Genomic DNA, 15041 nt, shown 5'->3' with positions numbered 1-15041 from the left:
CGCGGCTGGCTATTGGCGCACGATCAGGTAAAGGCCAGCGGCCAGCATCAGCCATGCCGGCCAGGCGGCCGGGGCGGCCAGGCTGGCGGCCTCGGCGGCACCTGCGGCCAGTACCGCGCCACCGCCGAGCAGGCCGGCGCCGAGCAGGCGCAGTGCCCAACGGTCGCCCTGGCGGCGCCGCTGGGGCAGTTGCGGGTCGTGCAGGTGCGGTTGCGACAGGCGTTCGAGCAGGTCGCGTGTCATGCCGGCCAAGTGCGGCAGTTGCTCGGCCTGGCTGTACAAGTTGCCGACCATGGCCTTTGGGCTGTAGCGCTCGCGCATCCAGCGTTCCAGAAACGGTTTGGCGGTGCTCCACAGGTCCAGGTCGGGGTACAACTGGCGGCCCAGGCCCTCGATGTTGAGCAGGGTCTTCTGCAGCAACACCAGTTGCGGCTGGACCTCCATGTTGAAGCGCCGGGCGGTCTGGAACAGGCGCATCAGCACCTGGCCGAAGGAAATGTCTTTCAACGGTTTTTCGAAGATCGGCTCGCACACGGTACGGATCGCGGCTTCGAACTCATTGACCTTGGTGTGCGCCGGCACCCAGCCCGAATCGATGTGCAGTTGCGCGACGCGGCGGTAATCACGCTTGAAGAAGGCGATCAGGTTGCGCGCCAGGTAATCCTGGTCCTCTGCGGTGAGGCTGCCGACGATGCCGCAGTCGATGGCGATGTACTGCGGGCTCCACGGCTTTACCGTGCTGACGAAAATGTTGCCGGGGTGCATGTCGGCATGGAAGAAGCTGTCACGGAACACCTGGGTGAAGAACACCTCCACACCGCGCTCGGCCAGCAGCTTCATGTCGGTACGCTGGTCGGCCAGGGTTGCCATGTCGGTGACCGGCACGCCGTAGATGCGCTCCATCACCAGCACCTTGGGCCGGCACAGGTCCCAGTAGACCTGGGGCACGTACATCAGCTCGGAGCCCTCGAAGTTGCGCCGCAACTGGCTGGCGTTGGCCGCCTCGCGGAGCAGGTCGAGTTCGTCGTAGATGGTCTTTTCGTAATCGTTGACCACTTCGACCGGGTGCAGGCGGCGAGCGTCGGCAGACACCCGCTCGGCGCCCTTGGCGATCAGGAACAGCCAGGCCAGGTCCTGGGCAATGATCGGTTTGAGGCCCGGGCGTACCACCTTGACCACGACTTCTTCGCCGCTCTTCAGGCGCGCGGCGTGTACCTGGGCCACCGAGGCCGAGGCCAGCGGCTCGACGTCGAAACGGCTGAACACCTCGCCGACCTTGGCGCCGAGCTGCTCCTCGATCAAGGCCACGGCCTTTTTCGGGTCGAACGGCGGCACGCGGTCTTGCAGCAGCATCAGTTCGTCGGCGATGTCGGTGGGCAGCAGGTCGCGGCGGGTGGACAGCAGCTGGCCGAACTTGATGAAGATCGGCCCCAGGTCCTGCAGCGCCAGGCGCAGGCGCGCGCCACGGCTGAGCGCGGAGGGCGTGCGCGGCAGCCAGCGCCAGGGCATCAGCAGGCGCAGGCTCATCAGCCACCAGGGCAGGGGCAGGTCGAACAGCAGGTCATCGAGGCGGTAGCGGATCACCACACGCTGGATGCGAAAGAGACGGCGGACGGCGAGCAGCTTCATGCGTTATCGCTGGTATCAAGGGATCGGGAGAGGCGCAGCAGGCGCGCCTCTAAGCGTTCTGTATCGACCTTCAAGGCATCGAGCTCGCTGAAGGCGGCTTCGGCTTCGCGTTTGCCGACCAGGGTGCGGGACTCTTCGGCCAGGTACTCGGAGAGGTTCTGGCTGAAGCGCGTCAGGCCTTGGCGGGTCCAGCGCGCACGCAGGCGGATGTGGCCTGCCAGCAGCGCGGTGGCGACCGGGCCGAGCCAACGCTGCAGCTCGTGCTCCCAGTCCAGCTCCAGGTCCTGCAACACGCCGAACAGGTCGAGCAGCACGGCGCTGTCGCCATGCAGTTCGACCTGCGGGCTGTGCAACACGGCGGTCTTGTCCCTGGCCAAGGCCAGTTGCGCCAGGCTGCCAGCGGGGGCGCGCAGGCTGCAGTCGACCTCGCCTTCCCAGTGCGCGGCCAGCATCAGGCCGTCTTCATCGGGCAGGATGAACACCTGCAGGGCCGGCTGACGGCAATCGATCTCGATGACCTTGCCTTCGAGCGCAGCCAGCCGCGGCAATGCCGTGCTGTCCATGCGCAGGACGCGGTTCAGGCCATGTTCGACGCTGGCGAGCAGCCCGGCCAGCAGCATCAGGGCTTGATTCCCCGGTGTACGGCGACGATGCCGCTGGTCATGTTGTGGTAGGTGACGCGGTCGAAGCCGGCGTCGACCATCATGGCCTTGAGGGTTTCCTGGTCGGGGTGCATGCGGATCGATTCGGCCAGGTAGCGGTAGCTTTCCGAGTCGTTGGTGATCAGCTTGCCGGCCAGTGGCATGAAGGCGAACGAGTACGCGTCATAGGCCTTGGACATCAGCTTGCTGGTCGGCTTGGAGAATTCGAGGATCAACAGGCGCCCGCCCGGCTTGAGCACGCGCAGCATCGAGCGGATGGCTTCGTCCTTGTGGGTGACGTTGCGCAGGCCGAAGGCGATGGTCACGCAGTCGAAGTGGTTGTCCGGGAACGGCAGCTTCTCGGCGTCGGCCTGGACGAACTCGATGTTGCCCGCCACGCCACGGTCGAGCAGGCGGTCACGGCCAACCTTGAGCATCGACTCGTTGATGTCGGCCAGCACTACCTGCCCGGTCGGGCCGACCAGCCGCGAGAACTTGGCGGCCAGGTCACCGGTACCGCCGGCAATGTCCAGCACGCGGTTGCCGCTGCGCACGCCCGACAGCTCGATGGTGAAGCGCTTCCACAGGCGGTGCATGCCGCCGGAAAGCACGTCGTTCATCAGGTCGTACTTGGCCGCCACCGAGTGAAACACCTCGGCGACTTTCTTGGCTTTCTGGCTCTCGGGGACGTCCTGGTAGCCAAAATGGGTGGTGGGTTCGGCGTGTTCGCCTTTGCGCTGGTCGTTCATATCGCTTCACCGGAAAAAATTACCGCCATTCTAGGGCGAACGGGCGGATTTGTCTTGGCGGGGTGTGCCGGGGGGCAGGGGCGGGCATAATGCCGATTATGTCTTCATATCCAGGAACACCCGCATGACCCAGATCAGCGTCGAACGCAAACACTCCCTCGGCCGCGAGGCCGCTCGCGCCAAGGCCGAAGCGCTGGTGGACAAGCTGAGCCGCGAATATGACCTCAAGGCCACCTGGAACGGCGACCGCGTCGACGTGGCGCGCAGTGGCGCCAACGGCAGCGTGCACATCGGTGACGACAGCATCCGCGTCGAGCTGAAACTGGGCATGATGCTGTCGATGATGAGCGGCACCATCAAGGGCGAGATCGAGCGGGCGCTGGATAAAGCCCTGGCCTGAGGCCTGCCACCTTAGGGTGAGAATTCTAATTTCGCGCTCTACCTTATGCTCAAGCCCAACCTCCATGGGCGGTTCCTCTCCACTCATGAGCATGAGGTACAGAGCATGGCCAAAGTGAATGTGAAGAAAAAGGACGACGCCCTGGGCACCCTGGGCGAGGTGCGCGGCTACGCGCGCAAGATCTGGCTGGCAGGTATCGGCGCATACGCCCGCGTCGGCCAGGAAGGTTCCGAGTACTTCAGCGAGCTGGTCAAGGCCGGCGAAGGCGTTGAAAAACGTGGCAAGAAACGCATCGACAAAGAGCTCGATGCCGCCAATACCCAGATCGACGAAGCGACCCAGGAAGTCAGCCGCGTACGCGGCAAGGTCGAAGTTCAACTGGACAAGATCGAAAAAGCTTTCGACGCACGGGTTGGTCGCGCCTTGAATCGCCTCGGCATTCCGTCTAAACATGACGTTGAGGCGTTGTCCATCAAGCTTGAACAGCTGCACGAGCTGCTTGAGCGCGTCGCGCACAAACCATAAGGAGAGCAGGATGGCTGGCAAGAAGAATTCCGATAAAGAAAGCAGCTCCTGGGTCGGCGGGATCGAGAAGTACTCCCGCAAGATCTGGCTGGCCGGGCTGGGTATCTATTCGAAGATCGACCAGGACGGCCCGAAGCTGTTCGACACGTTGGTGAAAGACGGCGAGAAGGCCGAGAAGCAGGCCAGGAAGACCGCTGAAGATGTCGCCGAAACCGCCAAGTCTTCGACCACCTCGCGGGTGTCTGGCGTGAAGGACCGTGCGCTGGGCAAGTGGAGTGAGCTCGAAGAAGCCTTCGACAAGCGCCTGAACAGCGCCATCTCGCGCCTGGGCGTACCTAGCCGCAACGAGATCAAGGCCCTGCACCAGCAGGTAGACAGCCTGACCAAGCAGATCGAGAAGCTGACCGGTGCTTCAGTCACGCCGGTTTCCAAGGCTGCTGCGAGCAAAGCTGCTGCGAGCAAGACTGCGGCCAAGCCGTTGGCCAAGGCGCCTGCCAAACCGGCTGCTAAAACCGCTGCTGCCAAGCCTGCGGCCAAGGTTGCTGCGGCCAAACCCGCGGCCAAAACCGCAGCCAAGGTTGCCGCTGCCAAGCCGGCGGCAAAACCGGCTGCCAAGTCTGTTGCGGCCAAGCCTGCTGCAGCGAAGAAACCTGCGGTGAAGAAGGCCCCGGCCAAACCGGCTGCGGCCAAACCGGCAACACCGGCCACCAGCGCCGCACCCGCTGCCACCGCAGCGCCAGCGCCAAGCGTGGCACCGGCCAGCAATACACCGTCGGCGCCGGTGAGCGCAGTTACCGAAGCCTGATACTGCGTGGCTTCTTCGCGGGGCAAGCCCGCGAAGAAGCCACTGCCGATTGAACAGCTCTACCCCTCCAGGTACCTTACCGCCAACTGCTCCGCCGCCGCCCGTGCCGGGGGCTGCAGGTGCGGTGCCACCAGCATCATCACCTGATACACGACAATCCCCACATCCCCCTCGCGCCCCAGCACGCGCTGGTAATCCAGCGAGAACATCAGCGTCAGGGTGATCTGCTCCACCAGTTGCCCCAGTGCCTGGGTCTCGCTTACCACCTGCCCCTGGCCCTTGAGGCTGGCGAGCAACGCGGCAAGGGTGCGCTTGAGCGCGTTGATCAGGCTGCGCATGCCACGGGCCAGCTTGGGCAGGCGCCCGGTCAGGTTCGACAAGTCCTGGAACAGGAAACGGTACTGGGCCATGCGTTCGACGATCAGGTGCAGGAACAGCCAGTAGTCCTCGGCATCCAGGCGCACCTCCAGGGGCGGGTCGAGCAGGGGCATCAGCGCCTCTTCGAAGCGCTCGAACAGGCCCAGCACCACAGGCTCCTTGCCATGGAAGTGGTAGTACAGGTTGCCAGGGCTGATGCCCAGCTCGTTGGCGATCTCCAGGGTCGAGACGTTCGGTTCGCCCTGCTGGTTGAACAACTGCAGGGCGCATTCAAGGATACGGTCGCGGGTTTTCATCCAGGCGGTGTGCTCATCGGGTCAGGACATAGGTGCCTGGCGCAGGGCCCAGCGGCGGATAGGTTGCATTACCAAGCTCGGTACGCTGCGCCTTCAGTGGGCCGGAACGGGGTGTGACCCACTCCAGCCACAAGGGCCACCAACTGCCCTCGCTGCGTTGGGCGTCGTGGAACCACGCACGCGGGTCGCTCGACAGCTTGGGGTTGGCCAGGTAATAGGCCTTGGGGTTGCCGGGTGGGTTGATGATGCTCTGGATATGCCCGCTGTTGGCCAGTACAAAGCGCCGTTCGCCGCCCAGCAACAGGGCCGAGCGATACACGGCGTCCCAGGGGGTGATGTGGTCGTTGCTGCCGGCCACGGTGAAGCTGTCGAGGTCGACCTGTTTAAGGTCGATGGGCGTGCCGCAGACTTCCAGGCCCGCCGGGTGGGTCAGTGGGTTGAGCTTGAAGAAGTCGAGCAGGTCGCCATGCAGTGCGGCGGGCAGGCGCGTGCTGTCGGCGTTCCAGTAGAGAATGTCGAAGGCTGGCGGGGTCTTGCCGAGCAGGTAGTTGTTGACCCAGTAGTTCCAGATCAGATCGTTGGGCCGCATCCAGGCGAAGATGCGCGCCACCTCGGCGCCGTCCAGCACGCCGCGCTGGTAGGAGCGGCGCTTGGCGGCTTCGAGGGTCTGCTCGTCGGCGAACAGGCTGGCAGGGCTTTCGAACTTGCTGTCGAGCAGGCTGACCAGGTACGTGGCGCTGCGTACCCGGCGCAGCTGGTGCTTGGCTTGCAGGTGGCCTTGCAGCGCCGCCATGGTCAGGCCGCCGGCGCAGGCGCCCATCAGGTTGGGGTCGCGGTTGCCGCTGATGCTGCGGCAGGCATTGAGCGCTTCTTCCAGGGCCTGAACGTAGCTGGACAGGCCCCACTCGCGGTGCCGTGGGTCGGGGTTGCGCCAGCTGACCATGAACACCTGCAGGCCATTCTTGAGCATGTACTGGACGAAACTGTTGGTCGCGCTCAGGTCGAAGATGTAGAACTTGTTGATTTGCGGCGGCACCACCAGCAGGGGGCGGGTGTGCTGCTTTTCACTCATCGGCTGGTACTGGATCAGCTCCAGCAACTCGTTGCGAAACACCACGGCGCCTGGGGTTGCCGCCACATTGCCGCCCACCTCGAAGGCGCGCTCGTCGACCTGGCGAGGCAGGCCGTCGTTGTGGCGCAGATCGTCGAGCAGGTGCGCGGCGCCACGCAGCAGGCTCTGGCCGCCGGTATTGAGCAGCTCCTTCACCGCCAGCGGGTTGAGCAGCGAGTTGCTGGGCGCCAGGGCGTCGTTGATCAGGGTGAACAGGAACTGCGCACGGGCCCGGTCATCGGCGTCCAGGTGGCTTTCCTCGATCCACAGGCGGGTCTGTTTCTGCCAGGCCAGGTAGGCTTGCAGGCCACGCCGGTACAGCGGGTTCTGGCTCCATGTCGGGTCGCTGAAGCGCGTGTCGCGCGGGTTTGGCTGGTAGGGCGTGTCGCCGAGCATCACCCGGCCGAGTTGGCCGCTCAGGGCCAGCAGGTGGCGGGCGGTGTGCAGCGGGTTACGCAGCCCGTGGCGGCCGACGCTGCGCAGGGTGGATATCAAATCGCGGCCGCGCAGGCCGAGCATGGCGTTCTGCACGTTCATGCTGGTGGCGGGAAGCGTTGGCGTTCCTTTGGCCGGTTTGTCTTTCATGGCAACACTCCCTGGTCTTGACCCTTGCGCCTGATGCCCATCGCAGGCAAACCCGCGCCTACACGCCCGAAGCCGGGCGAGGGTGCATGACTGCGCGCTGACGCTCTTGCTGAAGGAACTTCATGATGATCGGGGCGACGGCCTCGGCCCGGGTGATCAGAAACAGATGGCCGTCGTCGATAATGTGTAGCTGGGCATTGGGAATCCGCCAGGCCAGCAGGCGCATGTTGATCAGCGGGATCAACGGGTCGTCATCGCCTGCCAGCACCAGCGTGGGCTGTTGGATCTTGTGCAGCCAGTGAATGCTGGTCCAGCCTAGCCCTGCGAACAGTTGCCAGTAGTAGCCCAGCTTGCCGCCGGAACGCACCTTGGATGCGTGGTGCATGGCCAGGTCCGGGTCGCGGCGAAAGCCGCCGCCGTAGATCAGCGGGGCGATGCGGATCACATGGGAGGGCTGGATGTAGCGCCGGGGGCTGGCCATCATCCACAGCACCTTGGGCTTGCCCGGCACCATTACCGCGCCCGCAGCCGTGGCTGCCAGCACCAGCTTCTTGCAGCGCTCGGGGTAGTCGTGGGCGAACTGCTGGGCCAGCGCGCCGCCCCAGGACACGCCAATCACATTGACCTTGCCATAATCGAGGTAGTCGAGCATGCGTGCCGTCAGCTTGGCCAACCCCGGAAAGCGGTAGGGCTGGCGCGGCGTGGACGAGCCGCCCACGCCCGGTACGTCGAAGGCGATGACTTCCAGGTCCGGGTCCAGTGCTTCGATGAACGGGAACACCAGCTCCAGGTTGGCGCCGATGCCGTTGAAGATCAGCAGCGGCGTCAAATGCGGCTTGCCAGGGCGCACGGCAGTGCGGATGGACTGCTGGTCCAGTTCGACGGTCCTGAAGATATAGGGTTGCGGCATGCGCGTGGCTCTGTGGTGAAGTAAACACCGTGGTCACCCGCAGGTGGCCACGGCGCTGCAACTCAACGTTCGTGAACGTAGGTGCCCGGTGATGCCTCGCCTGCGGCATAGGCGCGGTTGCCGAGGCGGGTCGGCGCTTTTTTCAGCTCGCCGGCACGCTCGCCCAGCCAGCTCTGCCAGTGCAGCCACCACGAGTCGGCATGCTTGGTGGCGTTCTCCTGCCAGGCCGCTGCGTCGCCCGGGCAATCGGCGCCGGTCATGAAGCGTGCCTTGGGGTTGCCCGGCGGGTTGAGGATGCTCTGGATATGGCCGCTGTTGGACAACACGAACTCGATCTTGCCGCCAAACAGGTGCGCCGAGCGGTAGCAGGATGGCCACGGGGTGATGTGGTCGTTGGTGCCGGCAAGGCTGTAGATGTCGCACGTGACCTGCTTCAGGTCGATCGGGGTGCCGCACACTTCCAGTGCACCGGGGCGGGTCAGCGGGTTACTTTTGAACATCTCGATCAGGTCGCCATGGAAGGCGGCCGGCAGGCGCGTGGTGTCGTTGTTCCAGAACAGGATGTCGAACACCGGTGGTTCGTTGCCCAGCAGGTAGTTGTTGACCCAGTAGTTCCAAATCAGGTCATTGGGGCGCATCCAGGCGAACACCTTGGCCATCTCGCTGCCTTCCAGCACGCCGGCCTGGTAGGAGTGGCGCTTGGCGGCTTCGAGGGTCTGCTCGTCGACAAACAGCGCGACCTGGGTGTCCATCGTAGTGTCCAGCACGCTCACCAGCAGGGTCAGGGCATTGACCTTCTTCTCGCCAAGGGCGGCGTAATGGCCCACCAGCGCGGTGCAGGTGATGCCGCCGGAGCAGGCGCCGAGCATGTTCAGGTCTTTGCTGCCGGTAATCGCCAGCACCGCGTCGACCGCTTCCTTGAGCGCATCGATGTAGGTCGAAAGGCCCCATTCACGCTGGGCCTTGGTCGGGTTGCGCCAGCTGATGATGAAGGTCTGCTGCTGGGCACGCAGGCAGAAGCGCGCCAGGCTCTTTTCCGGGCTCAGGTCGAATACATAGAACTTGTTGATCTGTGGCGGCACCACCAGCAGCGGCCGCGCATGCACCTGTTCGGTGATGGGGCTGTACTGGATCAGTTCGAGCACGTCGTTGCGGTACACCACGGCGCCGTCGCTGGTGCCCAGGTTCTTGCCCACCTCGAAGGCGTCCATGTTGACCTGACTGGGCATGCCGCCGTTGTTGACCATGTCCTTGGCCATGTTGGACAGGCCATCGAGCAGGCTCTTGCCACCGGTTTCGAAGAAGCGTTTGACCGCCGCCGGGTTTGACAAGGTGTTGGTCGGCGCCATGGCTTCGGTCATCAGGTTGATGACGAACTGGCCACGGCTGATGTCCTGGGGCGACAGGTCGCTGCTGCCGATCCATTCGTGCAGTTCTTTGCGCCAGGCCAGGTAGGTTTGCAGGTAGCGGCGGTAAAGGGGGTTGTTGCTCCAGGCGGGGTCGTTGAAGCGACGGTCGTCGCTTTCGGGCGTCAGGCTGGACTTGCCCAGCAGCACGTTCTTCAGCTCCAGGCCGAAGTGCGCCACGTGCTTGGCGCTGTGCAGCGGTTGGCGCACGGCCTGGCGCAGCACGGTGCGTGCCGAACTCAGCAGGTCCTTGCGGCGGATGCCGATGACCGGGTTCAGCCCCAGGGTGTTCTCCGAGGCCTGCCGCTGCAACTCATCGTTGTTCTTGTTACTCATCTACGACGCTCCGTTGTCCAGAGACGAGTACCGGTTGCCTGTGGCGGGGTGCACAGTCCAGAGCCCGGTACTGCTACTCGGGTGACCAGTGATAAGGAACAGCGGTGCTGCGGGCCGGTTGCATGGGGTGATGAGCTGCGGGGAGTTCTGCGTGTGAAGACAGCCTGCTTTCGCTCGCGACCTCTACATACCGGCCTGGTCCTGGTTGCCTTGAAGACAATGCAGGGACCTTGCCAGCTCCATTGGTTACCCGACTTTCATGTAATGCGCAAGACAGCTCGTCACTGAGCTGTCTGTAGGGCATTCAAGCAGATGAGATTAGAAAATGCGCTCTAAACCGTAGGCGGCTTGAGCTAGAGCATGAGTTTCACAACGGATTCGGCCGGATCGCGGGACTTTCCGGCCTGATGCAACGCGTCGAGGTAGTCGGCCCACAGTTGCGCCTGGCGCAGGCACAGCTGTTCCAGGTACTCCCAGGTGAACAGGCCGCTGTCATGGCCGTCGTCGAAGGTCAGTTTCAGTGCATATTGGCCGGCGGGTTCGAGGCCGGCGAGGCCGACGTTGATCTTGCCGACTTGCAGGATGGGGTTGCCGTGGCCCTGGACCTCGGCGGAAGGCGAGTGCACGCGCAGGAATTCGGCGGGCAGGTGGTAGACCTCGTCTGGGCCGTAGGTCAGGCTCAAGGTCTTGGAGGCTTTGTGCAGGTTGATGGCGGTGGGCAGGCGGGCCATGGGCTGAATCTCTTCTGAGCGACAAGCTACAAGCTTCAAGCTACAAGAAGTGATATTCAAGCCATCGCGGAAAAATCATGTCTCGCGGAGCTGCAAGCGACACTGAACAGCTTGTCGCTTGCAGCTCAAGGCTTGCCGCTTACAGGATGTAGCGCGACAGGTCTTCGTTCTGCGCCAGCTCACCCAGGTGGCTGTTCACATACCCGGCATCGATCTGGATCGGCGCTTCGTCGTGCGTGCTGGCCAGGTCACCGGCACTGAACGACACCTCTTCGAGCAGGCGCTCGAGCAGGGTGTGCAGGCGGCGGGCACCGATGTTCTCGGTCTTCTCGTTGACCTGGTAGGCAATTTCGGCCAAGCGCTTGATACCGTCGGTGAGGAACTCGATGTTCAGCCCTTCGGTCTTGAGCAACGCCTGGTACTGCTCGGTCAGCGAAGCGTGCGGTTCTTGCAGGATGCGCTCGAAATCTTCCGGGGTCAGTGCCTTGAGTTCGACACGGATCGGCAGACGGCCCTGCAGCTCAGGCACCAGGTCGCTCGGTTTGCTCAGGTGGAACGCACCCGAGGCGATGAACAGGATATGGTCGGTCTTGACCATGCCCAGTTTGGTGTTGACGGTGCAGCCTTCGATCAGCGGCAGCAGGTCACGCTGAACGCCCTCGCGGGACACATCGGCGCCGCCGACATTGCCGCGCTTGGCCACTTTGTCGATTTCGTCGATGAACACGATACCGTGCTGTTCAACCGCTTCCAGGGCCTTGGCCTTGAGCTCTTCTTCGTTGACCAGGCGGCCCGCTTCTTCCTCGCGGACCATCTTCAGCGCTTCCTTGACCTTGAGCTTGCGCGCCTTGCGCTTGCCCTTGCCCATGTTGGCGAACAGGTTCTGCAACTGGTTGGTCATCTCTTCCATGCCAGGCGGCGCGGCAATCTCGACGCCCACGGCATCCGCCACTTCGATCTCGATTTCCTTGTCGTCCAGCTGGCCTTCGCGCAGGCGCTTGCGGAACAGTTGGCGAGTGTTTGAATCGCTGCTGGTCTGCGCGGCTTCCTCGCTGAAATTGGTGACCCGCGCCTGCGGCAGCAGGGCGTCGAGGATGCGGTCTTCGGCGGCGTCTTCGGCGCGGTGGCGCACGCGGATGATCTCCTGCTCGCGGAGCATCTTCAGCGCGGCATCGGCCAGGTCGCGGATGATCGATTCGACGTCACGGCCCACATAGCCGACTTCGGTGAACTTGGTCGCTTCGACCTTGATGAACGGCGCGTTGGCCAGCTTGGCCAGGCGGCGGGCGATTTCGGTCTTGCCGACACCGGTCGGGCCGATCATCAGGATGTTCTTCGGGGTCACCTCGGCACGCAGCTCGGCCGGCAGCTGCATGCGCCGCCAGCGGTTGCGCAGGGCGATGGCCACGGCGCGCTTGGCGTCGTCCTGGCCGATGATGTGGCGGTTCAGTTCGTGAACGATTTCGCGGGGGGTCATGGACATGATGAAAATGGTCCTCGAGCAGAGCAATCAGTGTGGAAAAGTCCCGCCGCGGGCGGGACGCCAAAACAACTGATCAGTCGGCCAGGTCCTGCTCCTCGATGGTCAGGTTATGGTTGGTGAACACGCAGATGTCACCGGCGATGTTCAGGGCGGTCTCGGCGATTTCGCGGGCCGAGAGGTCGGTCTTGTTCAGCAGGGCACGAGCTGCGGCCTGGGCGTAGGCGCCACCGGAACCCATGGCGATCAGGCCGTCTTCGGGTTCGACCACATCGCCGTTGCCGGTGATGATCAGCGAGGCGTCCTTGTTGGCCACGGCCAGCATGGCCTCCAGGCGGCTCAGGGAGCGGTCGGTACGCCATTCCTTGGCCAGCTCGACGGCGGCACGGACCAGGTGGCCCTGGTGTTTTTCCAGTTGCCCTTCAAAGCGCTCGAACAGGGTGAACGCATCGGCGGTGGCGCCGGCGAACCCGGCAATGACCTGGCCGTGGTACAGGCGACGGACCTTTTTGGCGTTGCCTTTCATCACGGTGTTGCCGAGGGAAACCTGGCCGTCGCCGCCCATGACGACTTTGCCGTTACGGCGGACAGAAACGATGGTGGTCAAGGGGAGAGTCTCCACGCAGCGGGGCGAAAGTGCCTGATGCAGACTCATATGGGGGTGGGGGGAAGGATTTCAACCATTAGCGACCAGCTGCAAGCTGCAAGCTGCAAGAAAAAGCGCGTCGGCGCCATGCCTGCTTTTTCTTGTGGCTTGCAGCTTGAGGCTTACAGCTGGTGGTCAGGCTTCGTGGCAGACGTGCCCATCGACCAAGGTATAACGCACCGCCCCTGGCAGGCAGTGGCCGATGAACGGGCAGTTCTCGCCACGCGAGAGCCATTGTTCGCCGGCGACCGTCGAGGCTTTCGGGTCGAACAGCACCAAATCCGCTGCGCCGCCTACCTTCAGCTCACCCGCCGGCAGGCGCATGGCGGCAGCCGGGCCGCTGCTCAAGCGCGCGAGCAAGGTCGGCAGGTCGAGCAGGCCGTCCTCGACCAGGGTCATGGCCAGAGGCAGTAGCACTTCGACGCTGCTGATACCAGGCTCCGTGGCGCCGAACGGGGCCAGCTTGGCATCGCGCTCATGGGGCTGGTGATGGCTGGAAATCGCCTGGATCACGCCCGACTTGACCGCCGCGCGCAGGCCGTCACGGTCGGCGGCGGTGCGCAGCGGTGGCTGCACGTGGTACAGGCTGGAGAACTCGCGCAGCGACTGGTCGGTGAGAATCAGCTGATACAGCGCCACATCGGCGGTAACCGGCAGGCCCAGCTCCTGCGCCTGGGCGATCAGCCGCGCGCCGCGGGCACTGGTGATCTGGGTGAAGTGCGCGCGCACGCCGGACTGTTCGACCAGCAGCAGGTTGCGTGCCAGGGCCACGGTCTCGGCAGTCTCGGGGATGCCGGGCAGGCCGAGGAAGCTGGCCATTGCGCCCTCATGGGCCAGGCCGCCTTGGGACAGGTCACGGTCCTGGGAGTGGAACACCACGGTCAGGTCGAACGTGGCGGCGTACTCCAGGGCACGGGCCAAGGTGCGGTTGTTGGGGATTTCCTTGAGGCCATTGCCGAAGGCCACGCAACCGGTGTCGCGCAGGGCCACCAGCTCGGCCAGCTGCTCGCCTTCCAGGCCCTTGGTCAGGGCGCCGATCGGGTAGACCTTGCTGTTGCCGGCTTCGCGGGCGCGGTCGAGGATCAGCTCGGCCACGGCCGAGGTGTCCAGTACCGGTTTGGTCTGCGGTGGGCAGCACAGGCTGGTCACGCCACCGGCCACGGCGGCGCGGGTTTCGCTGGCGATGCTGCCCTTGCGGCTGTAGCCCGGCTCGCGCAGGGCCACGTCGAGGTCGACCAGGCCAGGTGCTGCGATCAGGCCCTCGGCCTGGATCGTGCGGCTGGCGCTGAAACCGGCCGGTGCCGCGCCGATCGCGGCAATGCGGCCGCCATCCAGGTGCAGGTCGGTGACCTGGTCCAGGCCGCTGTTGGGGTCGATGACCCGGGCGCCAAGAATGCTGATGCTCACAGGGCGTTCTCCTGGTCGAGTTGGCGTTGCGTGTTTTGCCCGCTCATGGCCATGGACAGCACGGCCATGCGCACGGCGATGCCGTACGTCACTTGGTTGAGGATCACCGAGTGCTTGCCGTCGGCCACCGCCGATTCGATCTCCACGCCGCGGTTGATCGGGCCAGGGTGCATGACGATGGCATCCGGCTTGGCGCCGGCCAGGCGCGCGGTGGTCAGGCCGAACAGGCGGTAGAACTCGCCCTCGCTGGGCAGCAGGCCGCCGGCCATGCGCTCACGCTGCAGGCGCAGCATGATCACCACATCGACGTCTTTGAGGCCTTCGGCGAGGTCGGTGTACACCTTCACGCCGTATTGCTCGATGCCGATCGGGATCAGGGTTTTCGGGCCGATCACGCGGATGTCCGGGCAGCCTAGCGCCTTGAGCGCGAGCATGTCGGAGCGGGCCACGCGCGAATGCAGGATGTCGCCGACGATGGCCACGGAGAGGTTCTCGAAGCTGCCCTTGTGCCGACGGATGGCCAGCATGTCGAGCATGCCCTGGGTCGGGTGCGCATGGCGGCCGTCGCCGCCGTTGATCACGGCAACGTCGGGGCACACGTGCTCGGCGATGAAGTGCGCGGCGCCCGAGTCGGAATGGCGCACGACGAACATGTCGGCGGCCATCGCTTCCAGGTTGCGCAGGGTGTCGAACAGGGTTTCGCCCTTGCTGGTCGAGGAGGTCGACACGTTGAGGCTGATCACGTCGGCCGACAGGCGCTGCGCGGCCAGTTCGAAGGTGGTACGGGTGCGGGTCGAGTTTTCGAAGAACACGTTGCACACGGTCTTGCCGCGCAGCAACGGGACTTTTTTCACGGCCCGGGCACCGACTTCCAGGAAGGAGTCGGCGGTGTCGAGGATCTCGGTCAGCAGTTCGCGGGGCAAACCGTCGAGCGAGAGAAAGTGGCGCAGCTGGCCCTGATCATTGAGCTGCAGCGGGCGCTTGGCGTCGATTGGCGTCATCGCGG

The 15041-nt window shown here is 64.4% G+C and carries 15 protein-coding genes; 3 read left to right on the top strand and 12 right to left on the bottom strand.

Features of this window, described 5'->3' with window-relative positions; all coding sequences use genetic code 11:
• Positions 1–9: 9 nt before the first annotated feature.
• From ubiB to ubiE, 3 genes are read right to left on the bottom strand one after another with little or no spacing between them, the layout of a single operon-like run.
• Positions 10–1629, bottom strand: coding sequence for a ubiquinone biosynthesis regulatory protein kinase UbiB (ubiB, locus tag HU766_RS01930; RefSeq protein WP_033701933.1), 1620 nt, complete (start codon positions 1627–1629; stop codon positions 10–12).
• Entirely contained in the window at positions 1626–2249 is a 624-nt protein-coding gene (locus HU766_RS01925) for an SCP2 sterol-binding domain-containing protein (protein ID WP_033701932.1), read from the bottom strand. The genes ubiB and HU766_RS01925 overlap by 4 nt, the downstream gene beginning before the upstream one ends.
• Positions 2249–3019, bottom strand: coding sequence for a bifunctional demethylmenaquinone methyltransferase/2-methoxy-6-polyprenyl-1,4-benzoquinol methylase UbiE (gene ubiE / locus HU766_RS01920; protein ID WP_033701931.1), 771 nt, complete (start codon positions 3017–3019; stop codon positions 2249–2251). The genes HU766_RS01925 and ubiE overlap by 1 nt, the downstream gene beginning before the upstream one ends.
• 124 nt (positions 3020–3143) lie before the next feature.
• Here ubiE and HU766_RS01915 point away from each other — a divergent pair, with 124 nt between their 5' ends.
• The 3 genes from HU766_RS01915 (at position 3144) to HU766_RS01905 (ending at position 4749) form a co-directional block, all read left to right on the top strand.
• Positions 3144–3419, top strand: coding sequence for a polyhydroxyalkanoic acid system family protein (locus HU766_RS01915; RefSeq protein WP_033701930.1), 276 nt, complete (start codon positions 3144–3146; stop codon positions 3417–3419).
• A gap of 105 nt (positions 3420–3524) precedes the next feature.
• Positions 3525–3944, top strand: a complete 420-nt coding sequence (locus HU766_RS01910) for a phasin family protein (protein ID WP_033701928.1) — start codon at positions 3525–3527, stop codon at positions 3942–3944.
• Between the two features lie 10 nt (positions 3945–3954).
• Positions 3955–4749 carry a phasin family protein gene (locus tag HU766_RS01905; RefSeq protein ID WP_186652867.1) on the top strand — a complete coding sequence of 265 codons (795 nt, stop codon included), beginning with the start codon at positions 3955–3957 and terminating at the stop codon, positions 4747–4749.
• Between the two features lie 59 nt (positions 4750–4808).
• Here the strand turns inward: HU766_RS01905 and HU766_RS01900 are convergent, their stop codons facing one another.
• The 9 genes from HU766_RS01900 to HU766_RS01860 all read right to left on the bottom strand — a co-directional run bounded on the left by HU766_RS01900 (position 4809) and on the right by HU766_RS01860 (position 15036).
• Positions 4809–5423 (bottom strand): TetR/AcrR family transcriptional regulator, encoded by a 615-nt coding sequence (locus HU766_RS01900; protein ID WP_033701926.1) that lies wholly within the window; start codon positions 5421–5423, stop codon positions 4809–4811.
• Between the two features lie 13 nt (positions 5424–5436).
• Entirely contained in the window at positions 5437–7119 is a 1683-nt protein-coding gene (phaC, locus tag HU766_RS01895) for a class II poly(R)-hydroxyalkanoic acid synthase (protein WP_186652865.1), read from the bottom strand.
• 58 nt (positions 7120–7177) lie between these two features.
• Positions 7178–8029 (bottom strand): poly(3-hydroxyalkanoate) depolymerase, encoded by an 852-nt coding sequence (gene phaZ, locus HU766_RS01890; protein WP_186652864.1) that lies wholly within the window; start codon positions 8027–8029, stop codon positions 7178–7180.
• Between the two features lie 62 nt (positions 8030–8091).
• The gene (gene phaC / locus HU766_RS01885; protein WP_186652862.1) at positions 8092–9771 is read right to left on the bottom strand and encodes a class II poly(R)-hydroxyalkanoic acid synthase; all 1680 of its coding nucleotides are present in this window, start codon (positions 9769–9771) and stop codon (positions 8092–8094) included.
• 353 nt (positions 9772–10124) lie between these two features.
• Positions 10125–10502: a DUF971 domain-containing protein gene (locus tag HU766_RS01880; RefSeq protein ID WP_186652861.1), complete on the bottom strand. Its 378-nt coding sequence runs from the start codon at positions 10500–10502 to the stop codon at positions 10125–10127.
• Between the two features lie 139 nt (positions 10503–10641).
• Positions 10642–11985, bottom strand: a complete 1344-nt coding sequence (hslU, locus tag HU766_RS01875; RefSeq protein ID WP_033701920.1) for an ATP-dependent protease ATPase subunit HslU — start codon at positions 11983–11985, stop codon at positions 10642–10644.
• A 73-nt stretch (positions 11986–12058) separates the two neighbouring features.
• Positions 12059–12589 (bottom strand): ATP-dependent protease subunit HslV, encoded by a 531-nt coding sequence (gene hslV / locus HU766_RS01870; RefSeq protein WP_003249309.1) that lies wholly within the window; start codon positions 12587–12589, stop codon positions 12059–12061.
• A gap of 174 nt (positions 12590–12763) precedes the next feature.
• Complete coding sequence (locus tag HU766_RS01865) at positions 12764–14035, bottom strand: dihydroorotase (protein WP_162525079.1); 1272 nt, start codon at positions 14033–14035, stop codon at positions 12764–12766.
• On the bottom strand, positions 14032–15036 hold the full coding sequence (locus tag HU766_RS01860; protein ID WP_033701918.1) for an aspartate carbamoyltransferase catalytic subunit: 1005 nt from the start codon (positions 15034–15036) through the stop codon (positions 14032–14034). The genes HU766_RS01865 and HU766_RS01860 overlap by 4 nt, the downstream gene beginning before the upstream one ends.
• Positions 15037–15041: the final 5 nt, after the last annotated feature.

Source organism: Pseudomonas sp. SWRI77 (genome assembly GCF_014269105.1).
Lineage (GTDB): Bacteria > Pseudomonadota > Gammaproteobacteria > Pseudomonadales > Pseudomonadaceae > Aquipseudomonas > Aquipseudomonas capeferrum.
This window is presented reverse-complemented; position numbering and strand designations above follow the sequence as displayed.